Here is a 20,689-nt window from a genome sequence, read left to right as displayed (position 1 = left end):
CCGAACGTGCAAGAGGCAAGACCATGGCGAAGAAAAAAGAAGAGCTGGACCCGGAAACGATGGCACTGATCCAGTGGTGCATCGAAGTGGAAGGTTTCCTGGTGGCCGGCGGTGCCACGCAGGAGCAGGCCCAGGAGCACATCGAGGACGAAGTGGAGTGGTTCACGGACCTGTTCTACGACGGCTTGAGCCCGGAGGAAGCGGCCAAGGAAGCGCTGGCCTGATCTGATCCCGGGCCCGGGCCAGGTCCCTGCGCCGGCCCGCGCGGCGGCCTGACGTACAATAGCGGCCATCTCCCAAAGCGCCCCTGGCGCCGATCGGCATTCGTCGTGCGCTCCAGCGCATCGACGGCATACGCCGGTGCGGCGCCCCGGCGCCCATTTTCATGAAGTCCGACCCGCACGACAATCTGGCTGTACCGGCATTCCGCCCGGACCTGGTCCGCTGGCGCCAGCTCGTCACGCCCGCCTGGCTGGCCGCCGCGCTGGCCGGCGAGCCGGTGGCGGCGGCCCCGCCGCCGGACTGGCGCCTGTTCGAAGTCGGCTGCGGCGGCGATGCCCAATTCGCCCAGGCCCACATTCCCGGCGCCGGCTACATCGATACCAACCAGCTGGAACAGGCGCCCCTGTGGAACAAGGTGTGTGACCAGGCCTTGCTGCGCCTGCTGCTCGATTGCGGCATCCGACACGACAGCACGGTGGTGCTCTATGGCCGCAACAACCTGGCCGCCGCCCGCGCGGCCCACCTGATGCTGTACGCGGGCGTGCGCGACGTGCGCCTGCTCGACGGCGGTTACGGCTTGTGGCAGGCGGGCGGTCATCCGTCCGTGCCGGGCGCGCCGCGGCGCTACCCCGGCGTGGCCGGCTTCGGCGTGCCGTTCCCGGCCCGCCCCGATTACCTGATCGGCATCGACCAGGCGCGCGCCCTGTTGCAGCAGCCGGACGGCGCGCTGGTCAGCATCCGCACCTGGAATGAGTATATTGGCAAGATTTCGGGTTATAGTTATATCGCCGCGCGGGGCGACATTCCGGGCGCGCGCTGGGGCCGGGCCGGCAACGACGACGATGTGAACAGCATGAGCGAGTTCCACCGTGCCGACGGCAGCATGAAACCGGCCGGCGAAATCGGCCGGCTGTGGCGGGAAGCGGGCATAGACCCGCGCCAACGCATGGCGTTCTATTGCGGCACCGGCTGGCGCGCTTCGCTGGCCTTCTTTTACGCCTGGCTGATGGATTGGCAGCACATCAGCGTGTATGACGGCGGCTGGTGCGAGTGGAGCGGCGATCCGGCCAATCCCGTCGTCTGCCGCACGGGAACGAGCTAAGGCGCCGGCCGTTACCATGCCGGCGTGTACGTCATCTTGGGGAGACATGATGGACAAGGGCAGCATGGGTATCACGCAGGGCATGGCCGCACTGGCGCCGCCGCCGGCGCCGCAGCGGCGCATCGCCGACCTGCCGGGGCCGAAGGGACGCCCTTTCACGGGCAGCATCGCGGCCATCAACCGCCAGCCGTTGCACCAGGTGCTGGAAGACTGGGGCCGTCAGTACGGCACGCTGTACCGCTTCCGCATCATGCGCAAGAACTTCCTGGTCACCTCCGACCGCGACGTCATCGCCGGCCTGCTGCGCGACCGGCCCGACGTCATGCGCCGCTCCTCGCGCACGGCGCAGATGCTGGAGGAGGTGGGCACGCGCGGCCTGTTCACGGCCGAGGGTGAAGACTGGCGCCGCCAGCGCAAGCTGGTGATGCGGGCCCTGACGCCGGAAGTGATCCACGGCTTTTTCCCCACCCTGGGCATGATGACCGAACGGCTGCAGCGGCGCTGGAGCGCGGCCATCGCGGCGGGCCGTCCGGTGGACGTGCTGCGCGACCTGAAGGCCTACACGCTGGACGTGACGATAGGGCTGGCCATGGGCCAGGACATCAACACCCTGGAGCTGGAAGACAATCCCCTGCAGCGCGACATCGAGTTCCTGTTCAACCGGGTGGCGCGGCGCCTGACGACGGCGCTGCCGTACTGGCGCGTGTCGCTGTTCAAGCGCGCGCCCGACCGCGAGGCCGACGCCGCCGCCGCCCGCGTCCAGCAAGCCGTCACCGGCTTCATCGCGCAGACCCGGCAGCGCCTGGCGGACAATCCGGCCTTGCGCCAGAAGCCGTCCAACATGCTCGAAGCGCTGGTGGCCGCCTGCGACGAACCCGGTTCCGGTTTCACCGATGCTGGCGTGGTGGGCAACGCCATCACCATGGTGTTCGCCGGCGAGGACACCACCTCCAACACGACGGCCTGGCTGATCGACTTCCTGGCGCGCGATCGGGCCGCCGGCGCGGCGCTGGCGGCCGAGGCCGACCGCGTGCTGGGCGAGCAGCCCGTATTGCGCGACTATCGCCTGCTGGACCAGCTCACTTACCTGGACGCGGCTACCCGCGAATCGATGCGGCTCAAGCCGGTGGCGCCGTTCCTGGCCGTGGAACCGACGCGCGACGTGATGCTGGGCGATGTGGCCGTACCGGCCGGCACCGTCATCTTCACCATGACGCGGCTGGCGGCCCAGCGCGACTGCGACCTGGTGCAGCCGGACGCCTTCCTGCCCCAGCGCTGGCTGGAGGGCACGGCGGAGCGGGGCGACGATCCGGGCCGCAAGCTGTTCCCGTTCGGCGGCGGGCCCCGCTTCTGCCCGGGACGCTACCTGGCCATGGCCGAGATCAAGATGGTGATGGCGATGCTGGCGCGCCATTTCACCATCGTGCCCGTGCCCGGCGCGGCGCCGGCCAGGGAAACCTTCACCTTCACCAATTCGCCCAGCGCCTTGCCGGTGATGCTGCAGGCGCGCCAGACCTGAAGCGGAAAAAGTGCTAGGCTATTACCTGGCTAGCTTGATTTCATCAACCACCCGGCATGGGTATGTGGTCATCGTCTGCGGAGGCCTGCATGTTCAAGAAAATCGCCCCCGGCTTCGTGCTCGCGGCGGCGCTGGCCGCCGCGGCAGCGCAGGCGGCGCCGTTGCGGCACGACCATCCGTTGATCGGCACCTGGCAGATCACGCTGGCCGACGGCTCCTGCAGCGAAACCTACCGCATCCGCGACGATGGCAGCAGCCTCGTCACGAGCAACGAGGAAGTGGCCGAATCGACCTTCGACATCGCCGACCAGCCCGACGCGCTGGGTTTCTACAAACAGGTCGACAAGGTCGTCAAGGACAACGGCAAGCCCGATTGCTCGGGCGAGGTGACGGAAGTAGGCCATGTGGCCACCAGCTACATCCTGTTCCACCCCAGCGGCAATATGTTCCTGATGTGCTTCGAGCGCGACACGCACAGATGCATCGGCCCCTTCATCCGGGTGCGCGGCAACTTCACCTGACGGCCGGGCCCCGTTCTAGCCCCGCTCGCGGAAGGCGCCCGGGTTCATGCCCGACCACTCCTTGAAGGCGTGGTTGAAGGCGCTCTGTTCCTGATACCCGAGCAGGAAGGCGATATCGACCAGGCTCAGTTCCGGCTGGCGCAGATAGTCGCGCGCCAGCGCGAAGCGGGCCTGGTCCAGCACCTGCTGGAAGGTGGCGCCGGCCTCGCTCAGCTTGCGCTGCAGCGTGCGCGGCGACAGTTTCAGCTCGTCGGCGATCGACGCCAGCCTGACCTGGCCCTGGGCCAGGTTGCGCACGATCGCCGCATGCACCTGTTGGGTGACGTCGTTGCCGGACCGCGCCCGCAGTTGCAGCAGCTGTTCGGCGTGCTGCTGCAGCACCGGATACAGGCCAGTGTCGGCGTTCGGCACGGGCCAGGACAGCAGCTGGGCGTCGAAACTGGCCGTGTTGGCCGGCGCGCCGAAGCGGGGCAGGGCGCCGAACAGGCGCACATATTCCCCGTGACCGGCCGGGTCGCCGCCGTCGTGGCTGAGCGCCAGTTCGGCCGGCGGCAGCGTCACCCCGGCCAGCCAGTTGCCGAACACGCGGATGCCGGCAAACACGCTGTCGGTCAGGTGGCGCCGGCCCGGCCCGTAGTGGCAATGCCAGGTGTAGTGGGCCATGCCGCTGCTCACCTGCAGGGCCGAGCGCCCCAGGTCGTGGGCCAGCTGCTCGTAGCGCATGGTCTGTTCGAAGGCCTGGCCGAAGTCGCGGCAGCTGAGCAGGATCAGGCCGTACACATTGTAGGTGCCCAGCTTGAAGCGCTCGCCCACGTGCAGGCCGAAGTGGGGATCGTCCGCCAGTGCGGCGCCCACGTCGAGCAGGCGCACGTAGTCGTCGGCCGCCAGCGACTCGGGCAGCGGCCACAGGGCGCCGGCGGGCAGGCCGGCGGCCCGTTCCAGGCCGGCCGCCTGCACGCCGCGCGCGGCGGCCGCCTCCAGCAGCGGCTGCAGATAGGAGCCGGCCACGCGGCCGCCGCGCGGGGCGCGCAGTTCAGGCGTGGGGCTTGGCATGATCGAACAATGCGGATGTCATGAATACGCAATACCTCGTGTGGGTTCTGTCTTATTCTGCTGCCATGATTAGCCAGGTGCGCGCCAGTATAACAATTGCTGCCAGCGCGCCGCAACGTGGACAGGAAAACGATGAGACGCTGGAACGGTTGGGGTGACGATACGATTGAATTCGCGCTGGGCGAGGATGCGCTGGGCTTCCTGGCGCAGCGCATCGGGAGCGGCACGCCGTTCCCGGATGCCGCCTTCGAGGCAGCCTGCGCGCAGTTGCGCCCATCGCGGCTGGCGCCCCATCGGCTGATCGACACGGCCGCCGCCGTCCGCCTGCGCAACGCGCTGGGCCAGAGCCTGCCGGACTGGCTGCGCCTGCGCTACGGCGCCATCGACACGGCGCCCGACGGCGTGGCCTACCCGGAAAGCGCGGAACAGGTGCGCGAATTGCTGGTCTACGCGGCCGAACACCACGTGGTGCTGATCCCGCAGGGCGGCGGCACCAGCGTGGCAGGCCATCTGACGGCGCCGGCCGGCGCGCGGCCCGTGCTGGCCGTGAACCTGACCCGTTTGCGCAACCTGCTCAGTCTCGACACCCAGTCGCAGCTGGCCACTTTCGGCGCCGGCGTGTTCGGCCCGGACCTGGAGGCGCAGCTGCGGGCCCACAGCTACACGCTGGGCCACTTCCCCCAGTCGTTCGAGTACTCGACCCTGGGCGGCTGGGTGGTCACGCGCTCGTCGGGCCAGCAATCGCTGCGCTACGGCCGCATCGAGCAGATGTTCAGGGGCGGCAAGGTGGAAACGCCGGCCGGCACGCTCGACATTCCCACCTTCCCGGCGTCGGCCGCCGGCACCGACCTGCGCGAAGTGGTGCTCGGTTCCGAAGGCCGGCTCGGCATCCTGACCGAAGCGACCGTGCGCGTGACGCCGCTGCCGGACTACGAAGCCTTCCACGCCGTGTTCTTCCCCAGCTGGGACAAGGCCGAGCAGGCCGTGCGCGCCGTGGTGCAGGCTGGCCTGTCGCTGTCGATGCTGCGCCTGTCCAATCCGCTGGAAACGGTCACCATGCTGGCGCTGGCCGGCCACAAGACCCTGATCGGCGCGCTGGAAACGTGGCTGCGCCTGCGCGGCTGCGGCGAGGGCAAGTGCATGCTGATGATAGGCGTGAGCGGCCGCAAGGGCGCCGCGAAGGCGGCCCTGAAGGATGCGCTGGCCATCACGCGCCGGCATGGCGGCGCGCATATCGGCCGCCACATGGGCGACAAGTGGAAGCAGAACCGCTTCCGCAACGTTTATCTTCGCAACGCGGCCTGGCAGCACGGCTACGCCATCGACACGGTGGAAACGGCGGTCGACTGGCCGCGCGTGGCCGGCATGATGCAGGCCGTGGAAGCGGCAGCCACGGCGGCGCTGGGCCAGCACGGCGAAAAGGTGCATACCTACACCCACCTGTCGCACCTGTACACCCAGGGCGCCAGCGTGTACACCACCTTCGTCTACCGCCTGGCCGGCAATTTCGAGCAGGATCTGGCGCGCTGGCGCACGCTCAAGCAGGCGGTAAGCCAGGCCATCGTGGCCAACGGCGGCACCATCAGCCACCAGCACGGCGTGGGCAGTGACCATGCACCCTACCTGGCGGCCGAAAAGGGCGAACTGGGACTGAGCGCCATGGGCGCGCTGTTCCGCCACTTCGACCCGCAGCAGCTCATGAATCCGGGCAAGCTGCTGCCGTCCGAGGGCCGCGCGTCATGAGCGCGCACTGGAACAGCGGCGGACGGGCGGGCGCGGCGCAGCTGCTGGCGCGCGACTGGGACCTGATCGTGATCGGCGGCGGCATCACGGGCGCCGGCATCCTGCTGGAGGCGGCACGGCGCGGCCTGAAGGCGCTGCTGGTCGAACAGCGCGACTTCGCGTGGGGCACGTCCAGCCGTTCGTCCAAGCTGGTGCATGGCGGCCTGCGCTACCTGAAGGAGGGCAAGTTCGGCCTGACGCGCGAGTCCGTGCACGAGCGCCAGCAGCTGCTGCGCGACGCGGCCGGGCTGGTGGAACCGCAAAGTTTCGCCTTCGGTGACTACGTGGGACGCAAGCCGGGCCGGCGCATGTTCCTCATCGGCCTGGCCATCTACGATCTGATGGCGGGCCAGCGTGCGCGCCATTACTTCGGCCATGACGAATTCCTGGCGCTGGCGCCCAATATCTCCGGCGCCGGCCTGCAGGGCGGCATGTGCTACACGGACGCCAAGACCGACGATGCGCGCCTGGTGCTGCGCGTGCTGCGCGAGGCGCAGCAGCACGGCGGTGTGGCGCTGAACTACATGGCCGTGGAATCGCTGCTGCGCCAGGATAACGACGCCAACGCCAACGCCAACGCCAACGCTGCCGGCAGCGGCAATACTACGGACAACAGCAAGGTCAATCATATCGGCGGCAAGGCCGGCCAGGTGCGCGGCGTGCGCGTGCGCGACGGCGTGACGGGCCAGCTGCACGAAGTGCGGGCCAGGCTGGTCATCAGCGCCACCGGCGCCTGGGCCGACGGCTTGCGGGCGCAGGGCGGGGCGGCGCCGCGGCTGCGGCCATTGCGCGGCAGCCATCTGGTGCTGCCGGCCTGGCGCTTGCCGCTGGCGCAGGCCGTGAGCCTGATGCACCCGGCAGACGGCCGTCCCGTGTTCGCCTTCCCCTGGGAGGGCGTGACGCTGGTGGGCACCACCGACGTCGACCACCGCGGAGACATGGCGCGCGAAGCGGCCATCACGCGCGCCGAAGTCGATTACCTGATGGCGGCGCTGCACGACCAGTTCCCGCAATCGAACCTGACGGAAAGCGACATCCTGGCCAGCTACGCCGGCGTGCGGCCCGTGATCGACAGCGGCAAGAGCGACCCATCCAAGGAGGGGCGCGACCACGCGTTGTGGCTGGAGGACGGCCTGCTGACCGTCACCGGCGGCAAGATGACGACCTTCCGCGTGATCGCCCTCGATGCGCTGCGCAAGGCCGCCACGCTGTTGCCGGACTGGCGTGACGGGCTGGAACCGCGCCCCATCTTCGAGCCATCCGCGCCGCTGCGCTACGACCGCCGCCTGTCCGTCACGCAGGCGGCGCGCCTGCAGGGGCGCTACGGCGCCCTGGCGCAACAGCTGGTGGACGCGGCCCAGCCGGGCGAGCTGGCCACCATCGCCGGCACGGAGACGCTGTGGGTCCAGCTGCGCTGGGCGGCCCGCTGCGAATCGGTGCAGAAGCTCGACGACCTGCTGCTGCGCCGCAGCCGCATCGGCATCCAGCTGCGCGGCGGCGGGGCGGACATCCTGCCGCGCGTGCGCGCCATCTGCCAGCCGGAACTGGGCTGGAGCGATGAGCGCTGGGATGACGAACAGCGCACCTATCTGGCATTATGGGCCAGCCACTACAGCCTGCCCGCGCAGCGTGCCACCACCAATTAGAACGACATGGCCGAACAATACCTCCTCTCCATCGACAACGGGACCCAGAGCGTGCGCGCGCTGCTGTTCGATTTGAACGGCAACCTGGCGGCCAAGACGCAGGTCCATCTGCAACCGTATTTCTCGGACAATCCCGGCTGGGCCGAGCACAGCGCCGACGGCTACTGGAAGGCCGTGTGCGTGGCTTGCCAGCGCCTGTGGGCGGAAACGGATATCCCCAAGTCCGCCGTCAAGGGCGTGGCCGTCACCACCCAGCGCGGCACGGTGATCAACCTGGATGCGGACGGCAATGCGCTGCGTCCCGCCATTACCTGGCTGGACCAGCGCCGCACCGAACAGGTGCCGCCTTTGAACGCGCTGTGGCGCACGGCCTTCAAGGTGGCCGGCGTGAGCGGCACCATCGAATACTTCCGGCGCGAGGCCGAGATCAACTGGATCGCCGCCCACCAGCCCGACATCTGGGCCAGGACCGACAAGTTCCTGCTGCTGTCGGGCTTTCTCAACTACCGCCTGTGCGGGCGCATGGTCGATTCCATCGGCTCGCAGGTGGCCTATCTGCCGTTCGACTACAAGCGCCACCGCTGGGCCGGCAAGCGCGACTGGAAATGGCAGGCGCTGGCCATCAAGCCGGAAATGCTGCCGGAGCTGGTGGAGCCGGGCACCGTCATTGGCGCCATTACGGCCGCCGCCGCCGAGGCCACCGGCATCCCGCAGGGCACGCCGCTGGTGGCAGCCGCCGCCGACAAGGCGTGCGAGGTGATCGGCGCCGGCGGCCTGGCGCCGCACATCGGCTGCCTGAGCTACGGCACCACGGCCACCATCAACACCACGACCAGGAAATACGTGGAGGTCACGCCTTTCATCCCGCCTTATCCGGCCGCCATTCCCGGCGCCTACAGCACGGAAGTGCAGATCTTCCGCGGCTACTGGATGGTGAACTGGTTCAAGGAGCAGTTCGGCCACCTGGAGCAGGCCACGGCCAGCGAGCGCGGTACGGCGCCGGAAGCCATGTTCGACCAGCTGGTCGAACAGGTGCCGCCCGGTTCCATGGGCCTGATGCTGCAGCCGTACTGGAGTCCCGGCATCAAGGTGCCGGGGCCGGAGGCCAAGGGGGCGATGATCGGCTTCGGCGACGTGCACACGCGCGCCCACATGTACCGCGCCATCCTCGAAGGCCTGGCCTACGCGCTGCGCGAGGGCAAGGAGCGGATCGAAAAGCGCAGCGGCGTACCGGTAACGGAATTGCGCGTGGCCGGCGGCGGCTCGCAAAGCGACGCGGCCATGCAGCTGACGGCCGACATCTTCGGCCTGCCCGCGGCGCGCGCCCACGTGTACGAAACGTCGGGCCTGGGCGCGGCGATTGCGATCGCGGCCGGCCTGGGCCTGCATCCGGACTTCGACAGCGCCATCCGCGCCATGACGCGCACCGGCCGCGTGTTCCAGCCGATCGCAGCCAACCGCAAGATGTACGACCGCCTGTACCGGCGCGTCTACCTCAAGATGTACGAGCGGCTGCAGCCGATGTATGCGGAGATCGCCGACATCACCGGCTATCCGGAACAGCTGTAGCGATGCAGGCCGTCAGCGCGTGGCCAACGCCTTGACGGCGTCCATGGCCGCGTTGCCCGGCTTGGTGGCCTGCACCTGATTGCGTCCGCTTTCCTTGGCCACGTACATGGCGCGGTCGGCCGCCACGAACAGCGATTCGGTGCTGTCGAGCTGGCAGGGCAGGATGCTCGACACGCCGATGCTGACCGTGATCCAGGGCGAGGTGGGCGAACGGGGATGGGGCAGCTGCAGCGACTCCACATGGGCGCGGATCGACTCGGCCAGCAGGTAGGCCGAGTCGGCGTCCGTTTCGGCGAACAGCAGCACGAATTCCTCGCCGCCGTAGCGCGCCGCCAGGTCGGTCGGGCGCAGCGCGTGCGAGGCGATGGCCTGGGCCACCTGCTGCAGGCAGGCGTCGCCGGCCGGGTGGCCCAGGGTGTCGTTGTACAGCTTGAAGTGGTCCACGTCCAGCACCACCAGCGACAGCGGCAGGCCGCTGCGCAGGGAGCGCTGCCATTCCTTTTCCAGGAAGGCGTCGAAGTGACGGCGGTTGGCGATCATGGTCAGTGGATCGACCATGGCCGCGCGCTGCAGCGCATCTTCGGACTGCTTGTGGTGCGTGATGTCGTGCAGCAGGCCGATGAACAGCGGCTGGCGCAGATACATGGGCGTGAGCGTCAGGTCCATGCATACGGAGGTGCCGTTGCGGTGGCGGATGATCACTTCGCGCGTGCCATGGCTGTGGGCAGCCTGCGGCGCGGCCGAATAGCGTTCGAAGTAGTCCAGGTATTCCTGGGCCACCAGGGGATTGAGCAGGTCGGTGATGGAACGGCCGGCCAGTTCGTTTTCCTGGTAGCCCAGGTATTTGTCGCAGGCCGGGTTGGTGAACTGGATGCGGCCGTCCGCTTCGATGATCAGCAGGCCCTCGGCCATGTTGTTGACGATGGTGCGCAGCCGTTCGGCCTGTTCTTCCTGGGTTTCGCTGTTGCTGCGAATTTGCAGCTGGGTGCGCACGCGGGCGCACACCTCGGCCATGCGCAGCGGCTTGCCGATGTAGTCGACGGCGCCGATGTCGAAGCCGGCCACCACGTCCTCCGTCTCCGTGCGCGCGCTCATGAAGATGACGGGGATGCGCTCGGTGGCGGCATGGTTCTTGAGCTGGCGGCACGTTTCGAAGCCGTCCATGCCGGGCATGACCACGTCCAGCAGGATCAGGTCCGGATGGACCCGGCGCGCGATCTGCAGCGCCCGCTCGCCCGAGGTGGCGACAAAGGTCTGGTAGCCCTGTTGCACCATCAGCTTGCGCAGCATGCCCAGGTTGTCCGGGGCGTCATCCACGATGAGGATGGCGGCGTCGCGCCGCGCCGCAAAGCTCAATCCTGCTCGGTTCATTGCATGGGGTCCTGGTGGGGGCGGCCAGCTGCCGGCGCATGCCGGCCGCCGGCAGCACCGTGCGGCGCGGCCGTGATGGCGGTAGCGGGGCAGAGGCAGAGGGCGTAATGTTGTGCGCTTGCGTACAAAGGCTGGCCTGACGGTAAGGTGACTATCCGTTCAAATAATACCGCTTTGCAATGTGTAATTGTAAAAAAATATGCGGGGTGAATCGAGGAAAACTTCAGATTTCATGCGGAACTGCCGTAATTGCACGAATTTGCATACCATTATTACATGGTTGCAATTTCTTTACGGAATTTTTGTTACTTTTGGTGATAAATCTTTGCCTCAAGGTATGGTGCCTGGAGGCAATCCCGGGCCCGGGGCGCCGGCGCGGGAGCAGGGAGCATCAGGCCTTGGCGGCGATCAGCTTGCCCAGGATGGCGATGCCGGCGCGGATGCGCTCCGGCGGCACCGTCACGAACGACAGGCGGAAGGTATTGGTTTCCGGCTCGTTGGCGTAGAACGGCGCACCCGGCACGAAGGCCACCTGGTTGGCGATCGCTTCATCGAGCAGTTCCATGGCGTTGATGTGCTGGGGCAGGGTGACCCAGATGAACATGCCGCCTTCGGGCTTGGTCCACTTGACGCTGGCCGGGAAGTGTTCGGCCATTGCCTCGAGCATGACCCGGCACTGGTCGCCGTACAGGTGGCGGATCTGCGGGATGTGACGCTCGAGGAAGCCGTCCTTGATCACGCGGTGCACCACCATCTGGGTCAGCTGCGAAGTGTGCAGGTCGGCCGCCTGCTTGGCCAGTTCCAGGCGGCGCACCAGCGGCAGCGGGGCCACCACGTAGCCCAGGCGGATGCCGGGGGTCAGCACCTTGGAGAAGGAACCCATGTAGATCACGCCGTCCGGGTTCATGGCCACCATCTTCGGCAGCGGCTCGCCCTTGTAGCTCAGGGCGCCGTACGGATCATCCTCGATCAGCGGCAGGCCGAGGCGGGCGCAGGTTTCCACCAGCTGCTGGCGGCGTTCCACCGACAGCGTGCGGCCGGTCGGGTTCTGGAAGTTGGGCAGGGCGTACAGCAGGCGCGCGCCTTGCGCCACCTTGTCCAGCGACGACGGCACCAGGCCGTGGTCGTCCGTCTCCACCGACACGAATTCGGGACGGTACACCGAGAACGCCTGCAGCGCGCCCAGGTAGGACGGCGTTTCCACCAGCACGCGGCTGCCTTCGTCGATCAGTACCTTGCCCAGCAGGTCCAGCGCCTGCTGCGAGCCGGACGTCATCAACACCTGTTCCGGCACGATCTTGGCGCCGTTGGCCGACAGCGAGTCGGCGATCCACTGGCGCAGCGGCAGGTAGCCGTCGGTGGGGCCGTACTGCAGCGCCACGTTGCCCGAGTCGGTCAACACCTGGTCGAACGCTTCCTTCATTTCGGCCACCGGGAAGGTGGCGGGCGAGGGCAGGCCGCCGGCGAACGAGATGATCTCGGGACGCTGGGTGATCTTCAGGATCTCGCGGATGAAGGAGCTTTGCATCTGCTGCGCGCGCTCGGCGAAGCGCCACGGCATCGGATTCGGGTTTTCAATTTTCATACATGTCTCACTGAGTGGATGCCGGGCGCGGCCCGGGCTATGGTCAGGCACGCTTGTGGCGGCCTGCGGAAGAGCGGCGCCGGGGGGGCGCCGCCCGCGAATCAGGCGACTTCGACCACGAGGTCGATCTCGACGCAGCAGCCGAGCGGAATCTGGGCCACGCCGAAGGCGGCGCGCGCGTGCTTGCCGGCGTCGCCGAACACTTCGCCCAGCAACTCGGAGGCGCCGTTGGTGACCAGGTGATGTTCGGTGAAGTCGGGCGTCGAGTTCACCAGGCTGGTGAGCTTGACGATGCGGCGCACGCGCGTCAGGTCGCCGCCCACGGCTTCCTGCAGGGTGCCCATCAGGGCCACGGCCACGCCGCGCGCGGCGGCCTTGCCCTCTTCGGTGCTGATGTTCTTGCCCAGCTGGCCCACCCACGGCGACCCGTCAGCCTTGCGCGCGATATGGCCGGACAGGAATACCAGGTTGCCGCTCTGGACGTACATGACGTAGGCGGCTACCGGCGCGGCGGGCGCGGTCAGGGTGATGTCGAGGGCTTTCAGTTTTTCGTAGACGGACATGAGGGATCCAATAAAGTAAAGTCGAACGAGCGACGGGTTTATATAGTGCGTGTCTGTGGCCGTGGATGTGCGATCTGGTGCGGCTGGCATAGCGGGCGCGCCCTGCGCGGCAGACCGATATTGTACGTCGTGCCGGGGGCGATGCCCACAAAGCGGGCAAAATCAGAATTCTCTACGGTTTTAGCGCCGCTTTACCTGCATTTTGCGGCCCGCGCCCACCACAACGATCACTGCCAGTGCAAATAGCATGGTTTCCCATTCCAGCGCCTCGCCCAGCAACAGGGCCGCGCCCAGCATCGTCAGGAAGGGCTGGACCAGCTGCACCTGGCCGACCCGGGCCACCCCGCCCAGCGCCATGCCGCGGTACCAGAAGAAGAAACCGATAAACATCGAGAACAGCGACACGTAGGCGAAACCGGCCCAGGCGCGGGCGCCGGCGGCGGCAAGGCGGGCCGGATCGTGCCAGGCCAGCCAGGCCACGGCCGGCGCCAGCACGGGGGCGGCCAGCACCAGGGCCCAGCAGATCACCTGCTGCCCGCCCAGGCTCTGGGCCAGCTTGCCGCCTTCCGCGTAGCCCATGGCCGCCAGCAGCACGGCCGCCAGCAGCGCCAGGTCGGCCGGGCGCAGGCTGCCGCCGCTGCCCCGCAGGGCGAAGCCGGCCACCAGCGCCGAGCCGAGCATGGCCATGCACCAGAAGCCGGCCGAGGGCCGCTCGCCTCCGCGCAGGGCGGCCCACACGGCCGTGGCCAGCGGCAGCATGCCGACCAGTACGGCGCCGTGGGCGGCCGGTACGGTGCGCATGGCGATCGACGTCAGCCATGGGAAGCCGACGATGCAGCCGCCGGCCACGCAGGCCAGCGGCATGAGGGCGGAGCGCGGCGGCCATGGCGTGCGGTTCCAGCGCAGCCACAGGGCGGCGCAGATGGCCGCCGCCACGGCCCGGCCCAGCGCCACGAAGGCCGGATCAAGGTCGGCCACGGCCATCCGGGTGAAGGGCAGGGTGAGGCTGAACATGGCCACCGCGATCAGCCCGAGCAGCATGCCGGCGGCATCGTCGCCCAGGCGGGAGGTGGAGGCCAGGGGCCGGGTAATGGTCGGTTGTGCTTGCATGGCATATTCCTGTTCATGACGTTTAGTGTCGCTTGAAAAAACGGTACTGGCCCGCCGGCCTGCGCCGCCAGGCTGGCCGGTACCGCTTGCATGGTCTGTACCGGACGACGGTGCCGTGCCGGTACAGTGGGCCGGCGCGCGATGCCGGTGTTCAGGCGCCTTGCAGCACGCCCGCCAGCATGGCCGTATCGACATTGCCGCCGCTCAGGGGCAGGCCGATGCTGCGGCCGCGCCAGGCCGGGTCCTGCTGCAGGGCCAGGGCGGCGGCCAGCGCGGCGGCGCCGGCCCCTTCGGCCACGTTGTGGGTGGCGCGGTGATACAGGCGCATGGCGGCGGCCACCTGCTCGTCGCTGACGGCCACCACGTCCTGCACCTGGTCGAGGATCATGGCCAGCGAATGCGGATCGGGCACGCGGCAGGCCAGGCCGTCGGCCAGCACGGTGGTGACGGGCGACTCGACGCTGCGCCGGGCCCGGAACGACAGCTGGTAGGCCAGCGCGTGCTGCGATACGACGCCGATGATGGGCATGCTCAGTCCCAGCGCGTTCCTGGCCGCGATGGCGCCGCAGATGCTGGAGCCCTGTCCGATCGGCGCCAGCAGCAGGTCCAGCCCGGGGCGGGCGCGCAGCAGTTCCACCCACGCCGTGGCCACGCCGGCCATCAGGTCGGGATGGTAGGAGGGCACCATGTGCAGGCCGTCGCGCTCTGCCAGCATCAGCGCATGCTCACGTGCGGCCTGGAACTCGTCGCCATGCTCGATCAGTTGGGCGCCCAGCGCGCGCATGCCGGCGTTCTTCTCCGTGCTGTTCCCGTGCGGGACCACGATGGTGGCCTGCAGGCCGTGGCGCCGGGCCGCATAGGCCAGCGACAGGCCATGGTTGCCGCGGGTGGCCAGCACGATGCCTTTGACGCCGGGCAAACGGCGTGCAAGTGCTGCCACATAGACCAGCCCGCCGCGTACCTTGAAGGCGCCGGTAGGGGTATGATTTTCGTGCTTGATCCACGTTTCGGCGCCCAGTGCTTCGTTCAGCAGGGGCCAGCTGTATTGTGGCGTGGGCGGCATGGCGGCGTAGACGGTGGCGCCGGCGGCATCAAGGTCGGAACAGGTGGGCAGGTGCATGGCTTGGACTCCTCAGGTGGTGGCTTTGTGTGGATCGCAGGTGTATCCTAAGCGACAATACCAGTACAGTCCCAATACACTTCTCCATATAATTTTAGATACTGTGACGGTAATATGACCAATACACTGTCTTCGGACGCCCCCGCGCGTGCCGGCAAGGCGCGGCCGGTGGCGCTGGTGGCGCTGCTATCGCGCGAATCGGGCGAATCGCTGATCGACCAGATCGTCCGCTCGGTGGCGGCCCGCATCGACGACCGCCTGCTGCGGGGCGGCGCGCGCATGCCTTCGATCCGCCAGTTCGCCGCCAGCCATGGCGTGTCCGCCTTCACGGTGGTGGCCAGCTACGACAAACTGGTGGCGCGCGGCTACCTGGAGTCGCGGCGCGGTGCCGGCTTCTATGTGCGGGAGCGGGCCGCGCTTGGCCCCGCCGCGGCGGCGCCAGGCGCCGGGCAGGCGGCGAGCCTGCCGCAGGAGCGCTTTGACGCCAAGCAGATCGACGTGGTCTGGCTGGTGCGCAATATGTTCCGCCAGGTGCCGCACCAGCAAATGCCCGGCTCCGGCGTGCTGCCGGCCGAATGGCTGGACGGCCCCACGGTCGCCAATGCGCTGCGCGCTGTCAGCCGCCAGCATCCTGGCCTGCTGCTCAATTACGGCGTGCCGCAAGGCTCGCTGCTGCTGCGCCAGCAATTGCAGCGCAAGCTGGCCGAGCTGGAAATTGGCGCCGAACCGGAACAGATCGTCACCACGGCCGGCGTGACCCAGGCGCTGGACCTGGTGGCGCGCGAATTCCTGCGGCCCGGCGATACCGTCTTCGTCGACGACCCGGCCTGGTTCTTGATGTTCGGCTCCTTCGCCGCGCTGGGCGCCAAGGTGGTGGGCGTGCCGCGCCTGGCCGACGGGCCCGACATCGCCCAGCTCACCCAGCTGGCCGCCATCCACCGGCCCAAGCTGTACGTTATCAATTCGGTGCTGCACAATCCCAGTTCCACCTCGCTGTCGGCGGCCAAGGCGTTCCAGGTGCTGCGGCTGGCCGAGGAATTCGGTTTCGTCATCGTGGAGGACGACATCTATTGCGACCTGCATCCGGGCAGCGCCGTGCAGCCGGCCACGCGCATGGCGGCGCTCGACCAGCTGCGCCGCGTCATCTACCTGGGCGGCTTTTCCAAGACCATGGCAGCCAACCTGCGGGTGGGCTACATCGCCACCTCGTACGAATGGGCCGAGCGCCTGGCCGACCGCAAGATGCTCTCGACCCTGACCACCAGCGACATCGGCGAGCGGGTGGTGTACAAGGTGCTGTCCGAAGGCGCCTACCGCAAGCATGCGGACCGGGTGCGCGCCCGGCTCGATGGCGTGCGCGTGAAGACCATACGGCAGCTGGAGCGGCTGGGGATGACGATCGATGTGGTGCCGGCGGCGGGCATGTTCGTGTGGGCCGACGCCGGCTGCGACACCAACGCCCTGACCGAGCGCGCTTCGGCCGAAGGCCTGCTGCTGGCGCCGGGCAGCCTGTTCTCGCCGCAGCAACTGCCATCGACCCGCATGCGCCTCAACGTGGCGGCCATGCAGGATGCGGCGGTGTGGCGCTTTCTTGAACGGGAACTGCCGCGCGGACGCGCGGCGCGCCACGACAAGCCGTAAGCAGGACCGGACGTCATTTTCACACTGCACGGGCTACCATATGCAGCCGTGCATCGCTGGAGCGCACGCCTATGGATTCCGTCTTCGATCTGCTCGAACACTGGACCTGTCTGCAGCCGGACAAGGTGCTGTTCGAATTCCGCGACCGTCTGGGGCAGGTCAGCGCCCGCCACACTTACCGCAGCTTCCATGCGCGCACGCTGGCGCTGGCGGCGCAGCTGATGGCCACGCCCGGCCTGGCGCCAGGCGCGCGCGTGCTGCTGGCCCATCCGGCCGGGCTGGAGGGCGTGGCGGCGTTGCTGGCCTGCGCGCGCGCCGGCCTGGTCGGGGTGCCGGTGGCGCTGCCGCGCAGCGCCGGCGACACGGCCATGCGCCGCTTGCGCGCCATCGGCGGGAACTGCGGCGCGGCGGCCCTGTTGACGGACGAGGTGCATGCGGCGCGCCTGGCGCAGCTGTTTGCGGCGGCAGGCACGGCGCCGCCCTGGCCGCTGTTGGCGCTGGGCGACAGCCCTGCGGCGCCGGCGGCAGTGCCAGTACATCCGGTACTGCCGGCCCGGCGGCACGAACCGCTGCTGTTCCTGCAGTACACCTCCGGTTCGACCGGCTTGCCGCGCGGCGTCATGGTCACCCACGACAATGTGATCGCCAACGCCCGCGCCACGTTGGACCACGTGCCTACGGGCGTCTCCTGGCTACCGCAGCATCACGACATGGGCCTGATCGGCTACTACCTTTTCCCCATCGTCGCCGGCGGCAGCAACTGCGGCTTTGCTCCGGTCGACTTCCTGCGCCGCCCGGCGCTGTGGCTGCGCCTGATCGCGGAAGTGGGCGCCACCTACAGCTCCTCGCCCAATTTCGGTTATGAGTACTGCCTGCGTGAGGGTAAAGTCGCCGACGCGGAACTGGACGGTGTGGACCTGTCCTGCCTGCGGGTGCTGATGAACGCGGGCGAACCGGCGCGGCCGGACACGATACGGCGCTTCCATCGCCGCTTCGCCCGCTTCGGCCTGGCGCGCGGCGCCTGCACGGTGGCCTACGGGCTGGCGGAAAATACGCTCAACGTCACCCATGGCGGTTGCGGCAGCGTCGCCGTGCTGCGCACGCCGCATGCCGGCCCGCTGGTGCTGGCCGCACCGGATGGCGGTGCGGGGGCGGTGGAATATGCGAGCTGCGGCGCACCCGTGGCCGGGGTCTCCGTGCGGATAGGCGCGCCCGGCAGCGGCCGGGCGCTGGCGGAGCTGGAAGTGGGCGAGATCCTGGTCGGCGGGCCCTGCGTCACACCCGGTTACTGGGACAACGCGGCGGCCACGCGCGCGCTGCTGGGGCGGCCGGAGTGCGCGGATGGCGGCGGCGCCGCTCCGCGGGACAACGCTGGCGGTGCAGCCGCGCCGCAGGACAACGCTGGCGGGGCCGGCCACCTGCGTACCGGCGATCTCGGCTTCTTCTATCAGGGCCAACTGTATGTATGCGGCCGCAGCAAGGACATGCTGATTATAGGCGGCGCCAATTTCTTCCCGGACGACCTGGAGGCGGCGCTGGCTGCCAGCGGCGCTGCCGTGCGACCGCGCGGCATCTGCGCGTTCCAGTGTGGCGACGGCGGCGTGACGGTGCTGGCCGAGCCGCAACGGACGGATGCGCCGCCCGATCCGGCCTCGATGGCACTGGCAATACGCGCCGTTTGCGGCCTGCTGCCGGACGCATTGCATCTGGTCGCGCCAGGCGCCGTGGCCATGACCACCTCCGGCAAGATCGCACGGGCCGAGACGCGGGCCTTGTTCGAGGCGGGCAAGATCGCAGCGCTGGCCAGCTGGCGCAACGATGCGGCGTCGCAGCCTCCGGAAGGGGAGCTAGGCGCGTGGCCGGAAAGCTGGCGCGGCGCCGTGCAGCGCGCGTTTGCCCGGCAGGGCATTGCCAGCGACAGCGTAGCGCTGGCCGACCAGGGTATCGATTCCCTGGCGCTGACGGAAATCCAGCTGGAACTGGAGGACATGCTGCGCCGCTTCGGTTCCGGTGCGCTGGCCGAGGCACTCGATGCGCAGCTGCTGCAGCGGCTGTCCCAGCGCAGCCTGCTGGCGGCGCTGGCGGGACTCGATCACGGCCCGGATACGGGAGAACAGGCAGCCATGGCGGCGCTGGACCAGCTGCGTAGCTCGCTCGACGATGCCATCGCCGCCCGCATGCTGGAAGACCGGGCGCGCCCGCTGCCCGGGATCGGTGATAGCGCGCCGGCGCCGCTGCTGCCGCTATTACCGGCACCGCAGGCGATATCGCCCCCGGATGGAGCGCGGCGCGCCATCCTGCTGACGGGCGTGACGGGCTTTTTCGGCCCCTTCCTGCTGGCCGAATTGTTGTCCCAGGGGGGCGAACCGCTGCTGGTGCTGGTGCGCGCGCCCGACCCGGGCGCCGCCATGGCGCGGGTGGAAACGGCCCTGCGGCGCGCGCGCCTGCTCACGCCAGCGCTGGGTGCGCAACTGCATGCGCGCGTGCGTGCCGTGTGCGGCGACCTGGCGCGGCCGTCGTGGGGGCTGGATTCGGCCCAATGGCAGGCGCTGGTGCACGGCGTGGGCGAGGTATTCCACAACGGCGCCTGCGTCAATTACGTGATGACATATGAAGCCATGCGTGGCGCCAATGTGGAGGGCACGCGTACGGCCCTGCGGCTGGCGCGCGACAGCGGCGCGCGCTGCCTGCACCTGGTATCGAGTACCTTCATCTTCGGCTGGAGCGCCAAGGGCGTGCTGCTGGAATCGGATTGCAACGCCGGCATGGACGCGCTGGACTTCGGCTATGCGCAAAGCAAATGGGTGGCCGAGCAGCAGGCGCTGGCGGCCCGCGCCGACGGCATGGACGTGCGCATTTACCGGCCCTCGCTGATTTCCGTCTCGACCCAGGGCGCGGGCGACACCAACGATGTGGCCCTGCGCATGCTCGCCTTCATGATACGGCACGGGATCGCCGTCGACACGCCTAACCAGCTGAGCATCGTCGCGGCCGACGTGATCGCCCACAACATCGTCGGCATCTCGCGCCTGGCGCAGGCGCCGGCCGTGCCGCTGCATGTGACGGCGGACCGTTATTACAGCATGACGGCCCTCACACGCGTGATCGAGCGCGACTTCGGCTACTGTTTCCGCTATTACGACATTCCCCATTTCATCGACCAGCTCAACCTGCGCTGTTCGGCCAGCGATCCGGTTTATCCGCTGCTCGATTTCTTCAACCGTTCGGCCGACAAGATCGCCGCCATGCAGCTCAAACGCTACAGCAGCAGCGCCTACCGCCAGGCCCGCGACAGTCTGGCCGATGGCCGGGCCGACCCGTCGCTGGAACAGACGGCCAGCTATCTGGTGCGCTACCTGCTGGAGCAGGGCCTGATCGCACCCCTCACGGCGACCGGGCCGGCGTGGCGGGAGTGAGGTGGCGCACCAGCAGATCGCACAGCCAGGCCGCCAGCAGGCCGGCCGCCGCGTCGGCCACCGTATGCTGCTTGGACAGGCAGACCGACGCCACGATCACGGCCAGCGCCACGCCGCCCGGCAAGCGCCAGCGCAGGTCGCTGCGGGCGAGCGCAGCGGCGGATAGGGCCGCCAGCGACACGTGCAGCGATGGCAGCAGGTTGCGCGGCGGGTCGATCGCGTGCAGATGGCGCAGGGCAAAGGCCGTGAGCGGGTCCAGGCCGGCGGCACTGGCCTGGCGGCGCAGTTCGGGCGCCTCGGCCGGCAGCAGTACAAAACACATGACGGAAAGGGCGATCAGCAGCGCATAGCTGCGCGCCGTGTGCCGGAACAGGGCGGACGACTGTAGCAGTACAGCCGGCATGCCCATCCAGACAATGCCGCACAGATAGGGCCACAGTGCCAGGCCGGCGAAAGGGATGGCGTCGTC

16 protein-coding genes are annotated in these 20,689 nt (G+C 68.7%); 9 read left to right on the top strand and 7 right to left on the bottom strand.

What is annotated here, in order from left to right; genetic code table 11:
* The first annotated feature begins 23 nt into the window (after positions 1-23).
* The 4 genes from AC3WOS_RS06375 to AC3WOS_RS06360 all read left to right on the top strand — a co-directional run bounded on the left by AC3WOS_RS06375 (position 24) and on the right by AC3WOS_RS06360 (position 3,364).
* A complete protein-coding gene (locus AC3WOS_RS06375; protein WP_492715034.1) occupies positions 24-224 on the top strand; it encodes a hypothetical protein in 201 nt (66 codons plus the stop codon).
* 161 nt (positions 225-385) lie between these two features.
* Entirely contained in the window at positions 386-1,324 is a 939-nt protein-coding gene (locus AC3WOS_RS06370) for a sulfurtransferase (protein ID WP_492715033.1), read from the top strand.
* Between the two features lie 64 nt (positions 1,325-1,388).
* Complete coding sequence (locus tag AC3WOS_RS06365; protein WP_492715032.1) at positions 1,389-2,843, top strand: cytochrome P450; 1,455 nt, start codon at positions 1,389-1,391, stop codon at positions 2,841-2,843.
* An 89-nt stretch (positions 2,844-2,932) separates the two neighbouring features.
* Positions 2,933-3,364 carry a hypothetical protein gene (locus AC3WOS_RS06360; protein WP_492715031.1) on the top strand — a complete coding sequence of 144 codons (432 nt, stop codon included), beginning with the start codon at positions 2,933-2,935 and terminating at the stop codon, positions 3,362-3,364.
* A gap of 15 nt (positions 3,365-3,379) precedes the next feature.
* On the opposite strand, the gene AC3WOS_RS06355 is transcribed toward AC3WOS_RS06360, so the two are convergent.
* Entirely contained in the window at positions 3,380-4,417 is a 1,038-nt protein-coding gene (locus AC3WOS_RS06355) for an AraC family transcriptional regulator (RefSeq protein ID WP_492715030.1), read from the bottom strand.
* Between the two features lie 132 nt (positions 4,418-4,549).
* Between AC3WOS_RS06355 and AC3WOS_RS06350 the strand changes: the two genes are divergently transcribed.
* Genes AC3WOS_RS06350 through AC3WOS_RS06340 form a run of 3 tightly spaced genes read left to right on the top strand, consistent with a single transcriptional unit; the run spans position 4,550 to position 9,414 of the window.
* Positions 4,550-6,160, top strand: a complete 1,611-nt coding sequence (locus tag AC3WOS_RS06350) for an FAD-binding oxidoreductase (protein ID WP_492715029.1) — start codon at positions 4,550-4,552, stop codon at positions 6,158-6,160.
* The gene (locus AC3WOS_RS06345) at positions 6,157-7,845 is read left to right on the top strand and encodes a glycerol-3-phosphate dehydrogenase/oxidase (protein ID WP_492715028.1); all 1,689 of its coding nucleotides are present in this window, start codon (positions 6,157-6,159) and stop codon (positions 7,843-7,845) included. Before AC3WOS_RS06350 ends, AC3WOS_RS06345 begins: the two co-directional genes overlap by 4 nt.
* Positions 7,846-7,851: 6 nt before the next feature.
* Positions 7,852-9,414 (top strand): FGGY-family carbohydrate kinase, encoded by a 1,563-nt coding sequence (locus AC3WOS_RS06340; protein WP_492715027.1) that lies wholly within the window; start codon positions 7,852-7,854, stop codon positions 9,412-9,414.
* Between the two features lie 12 nt (positions 9,415-9,426).
* Here the strand turns inward: AC3WOS_RS06340 and AC3WOS_RS06335 are convergent, their stop codons facing one another.
* The 5 genes from AC3WOS_RS06335 to AC3WOS_RS06315 all read right to left on the bottom strand — a co-directional run bounded on the left by AC3WOS_RS06335 (position 9,427) and on the right by AC3WOS_RS06315 (position 15,163).
* Positions 9,427-10,785 (bottom strand): diguanylate cyclase, encoded by a 1,359-nt coding sequence (locus tag AC3WOS_RS06335; RefSeq protein WP_492715026.1) that lies wholly within the window; start codon positions 10,783-10,785, stop codon positions 9,427-9,429.
* Between the two features lie 391 nt (positions 10,786-11,176).
* Complete coding sequence (locus AC3WOS_RS06330) at positions 11,177-12,370, bottom strand: aminotransferase-like domain-containing protein (RefSeq protein ID WP_492715025.1); 1,194 nt, start codon at positions 12,368-12,370, stop codon at positions 11,177-11,179.
* Positions 12,371-12,471: 101 nt separating this feature from the next.
* The gene (locus AC3WOS_RS06325) at positions 12,472-12,933 is read right to left on the bottom strand and encodes a RidA family protein (protein ID WP_492715024.1); all 462 of its coding nucleotides are present in this window, start codon (positions 12,931-12,933) and stop codon (positions 12,472-12,474) included.
* A gap of 180 nt (positions 12,934-13,113) precedes the next feature.
* Complete coding sequence (locus tag AC3WOS_RS06320) at positions 13,114-14,043, bottom strand: DMT family transporter (protein WP_492715023.1); 930 nt, start codon at positions 14,041-14,043, stop codon at positions 13,114-13,116.
* 151 nt (positions 14,044-14,194) lie between these two features.
* The gene (locus AC3WOS_RS06315; RefSeq protein WP_492715022.1) at positions 14,195-15,163 is read right to left on the bottom strand and encodes a threonine dehydratase; all 969 of its coding nucleotides are present in this window, start codon (positions 15,161-15,163) and stop codon (positions 14,195-14,197) included.
* A 114-nt stretch (positions 15,164-15,277) separates the two neighbouring features.
* On the opposite strand from AC3WOS_RS06315, the gene AC3WOS_RS06310 reads away from it, so the two are divergent.
* Together AC3WOS_RS06310 and AC3WOS_RS06305 are read left to right on the top strand one after the other, a co-directional pair.
* On the top strand, positions 15,278-16,804 hold the full coding sequence (locus AC3WOS_RS06310; protein ID WP_492715021.1) for an aminotransferase-like domain-containing protein: 1,527 nt from the start codon (positions 15,278-15,280) through the stop codon (positions 16,802-16,804).
* 71 nt (positions 16,805-16,875) lie between these two features.
* The gene (locus AC3WOS_RS06305) at positions 16,876-20,220 is read left to right on the top strand and encodes a thioester reductase domain-containing protein (RefSeq protein ID WP_492715020.1); all 3,345 of its coding nucleotides are present in this window, start codon (positions 16,876-16,878) and stop codon (positions 20,218-20,220) included.
* Here AC3WOS_RS06305 and AC3WOS_RS06300 read toward each other — a convergent pair.
* A complete protein-coding gene (locus AC3WOS_RS06300) occupies positions 20,189-20,623 on the bottom strand; it encodes a phosphatase PAP2 family protein (protein ID WP_492715019.1) in 435 nt (144 codons plus the stop codon). The genes AC3WOS_RS06305 and AC3WOS_RS06300 overlap by 32 nt on opposite strands.
* Positions 20,624-20,689: the final 66 nt, after the last annotated feature.

It is taken from the genome of Rugamonas sp. FW305-51 (assembly GCF_058786935.1).
The sequence above is the reverse complement of the archived record's forward strand: the minus strand, read 5'-3'. Positions and strand labels throughout refer to the sequence as shown.

What these genes read in the sequence shown, in the direction of transcription:
- AC3WOS_RS06310 (WP_492715021.1), top strand. Translation starts at nt 15,278, where the DNA reads ATGACCAATACACTGTCTTCGGACGCCCCCGCGCGTGCCGGCAAGGCG.
- AC3WOS_RS06320 (WP_492715023.1), bottom strand. Translation starts at nt 14,043, where the DNA reads ATGCAAGCACAACCGACCATTACCCGGCCCCTGGCCTCCACCTCCCGC.
- AC3WOS_RS06370 (WP_492715033.1), top strand. Translation starts at nt 386, where the DNA reads ATGAAGTCCGACCCGCACGACAATCTGGCTGTACCGGCATTCCGCCCG.
- AC3WOS_RS06350 (WP_492715029.1), top strand. Translation starts at nt 4,550, where the DNA reads ATGAGACGCTGGAACGGTTGGGGTGACGATACGATTGAATTCGCGCTG.
- AC3WOS_RS06340 (WP_492715027.1), top strand. Translation starts at nt 7,852, where the DNA reads ATGGCCGAACAATACCTCCTCTCCATCGACAACGGGACCCAGAGCGTG.
- AC3WOS_RS06360 (WP_492715031.1), top strand. Translation starts at nt 2,933, where the DNA reads ATGTTCAAGAAAATCGCCCCCGGCTTCGTGCTCGCGGCGGCGCTGGCC.
- AC3WOS_RS06335 (WP_492715026.1), bottom strand. Translation starts at nt 10,785, where the DNA reads ATGAACCGAGCAGGATTGAGCTTTGCGGCGCGGCGCGACGCCGCCATC.
- AC3WOS_RS06345 (WP_492715028.1), top strand. Translation starts at nt 6,157, where the DNA reads ATGAGCGCGCACTGGAACAGCGGCGGACGGGCGGGCGCGGCGCAGCTG.
- AC3WOS_RS06330 (WP_492715025.1), bottom strand. Translation starts at nt 12,370, where the DNA reads ATGAAAATTGAAAACCCGAATCCGATGCCGTGGCGCTTCGCCGAGCGC.
- AC3WOS_RS06300 (WP_492715019.1), bottom strand. Translation starts at nt 20,623, where the DNA reads ATGCCGGCTGTACTGCTACAGTCGTCCGCCCTGTTCCGGCACACGGCG.
- AC3WOS_RS06305 (WP_492715020.1), top strand. Translation starts at nt 16,876, where the DNA reads ATGGATTCCGTCTTCGATCTGCTCGAACACTGGACCTGTCTGCAGCCG.
- AC3WOS_RS06375 (WP_492715034.1), top strand. Translation starts at nt 24, where the DNA reads ATGGCGAAGAAAAAAGAAGAGCTGGACCCGGAAACGATGGCACTGATC.
- AC3WOS_RS06365 (WP_492715032.1), top strand. Translation starts at nt 1,389, where the DNA reads ATGGGTATCACGCAGGGCATGGCCGCACTGGCGCCGCCGCCGGCGCCG.
- AC3WOS_RS06315 (WP_492715022.1), bottom strand. Translation starts at nt 15,163, where the DNA reads ATGCACCTGCCCACCTGTTCCGACCTTGATGCCGCCGGCGCCACCGTC.
- AC3WOS_RS06325 (WP_492715024.1), bottom strand. Translation starts at nt 12,933, where the DNA reads ATGTCCGTCTACGAAAAACTGAAAGCCCTCGACATCACCCTGACCGCG.
- AC3WOS_RS06355 (WP_492715030.1), bottom strand. Translation starts at nt 4,417, where the DNA reads ATGCCAAGCCCCACGCCTGAACTGCGCGCCCCGCGCGGCGGCCGCGTG.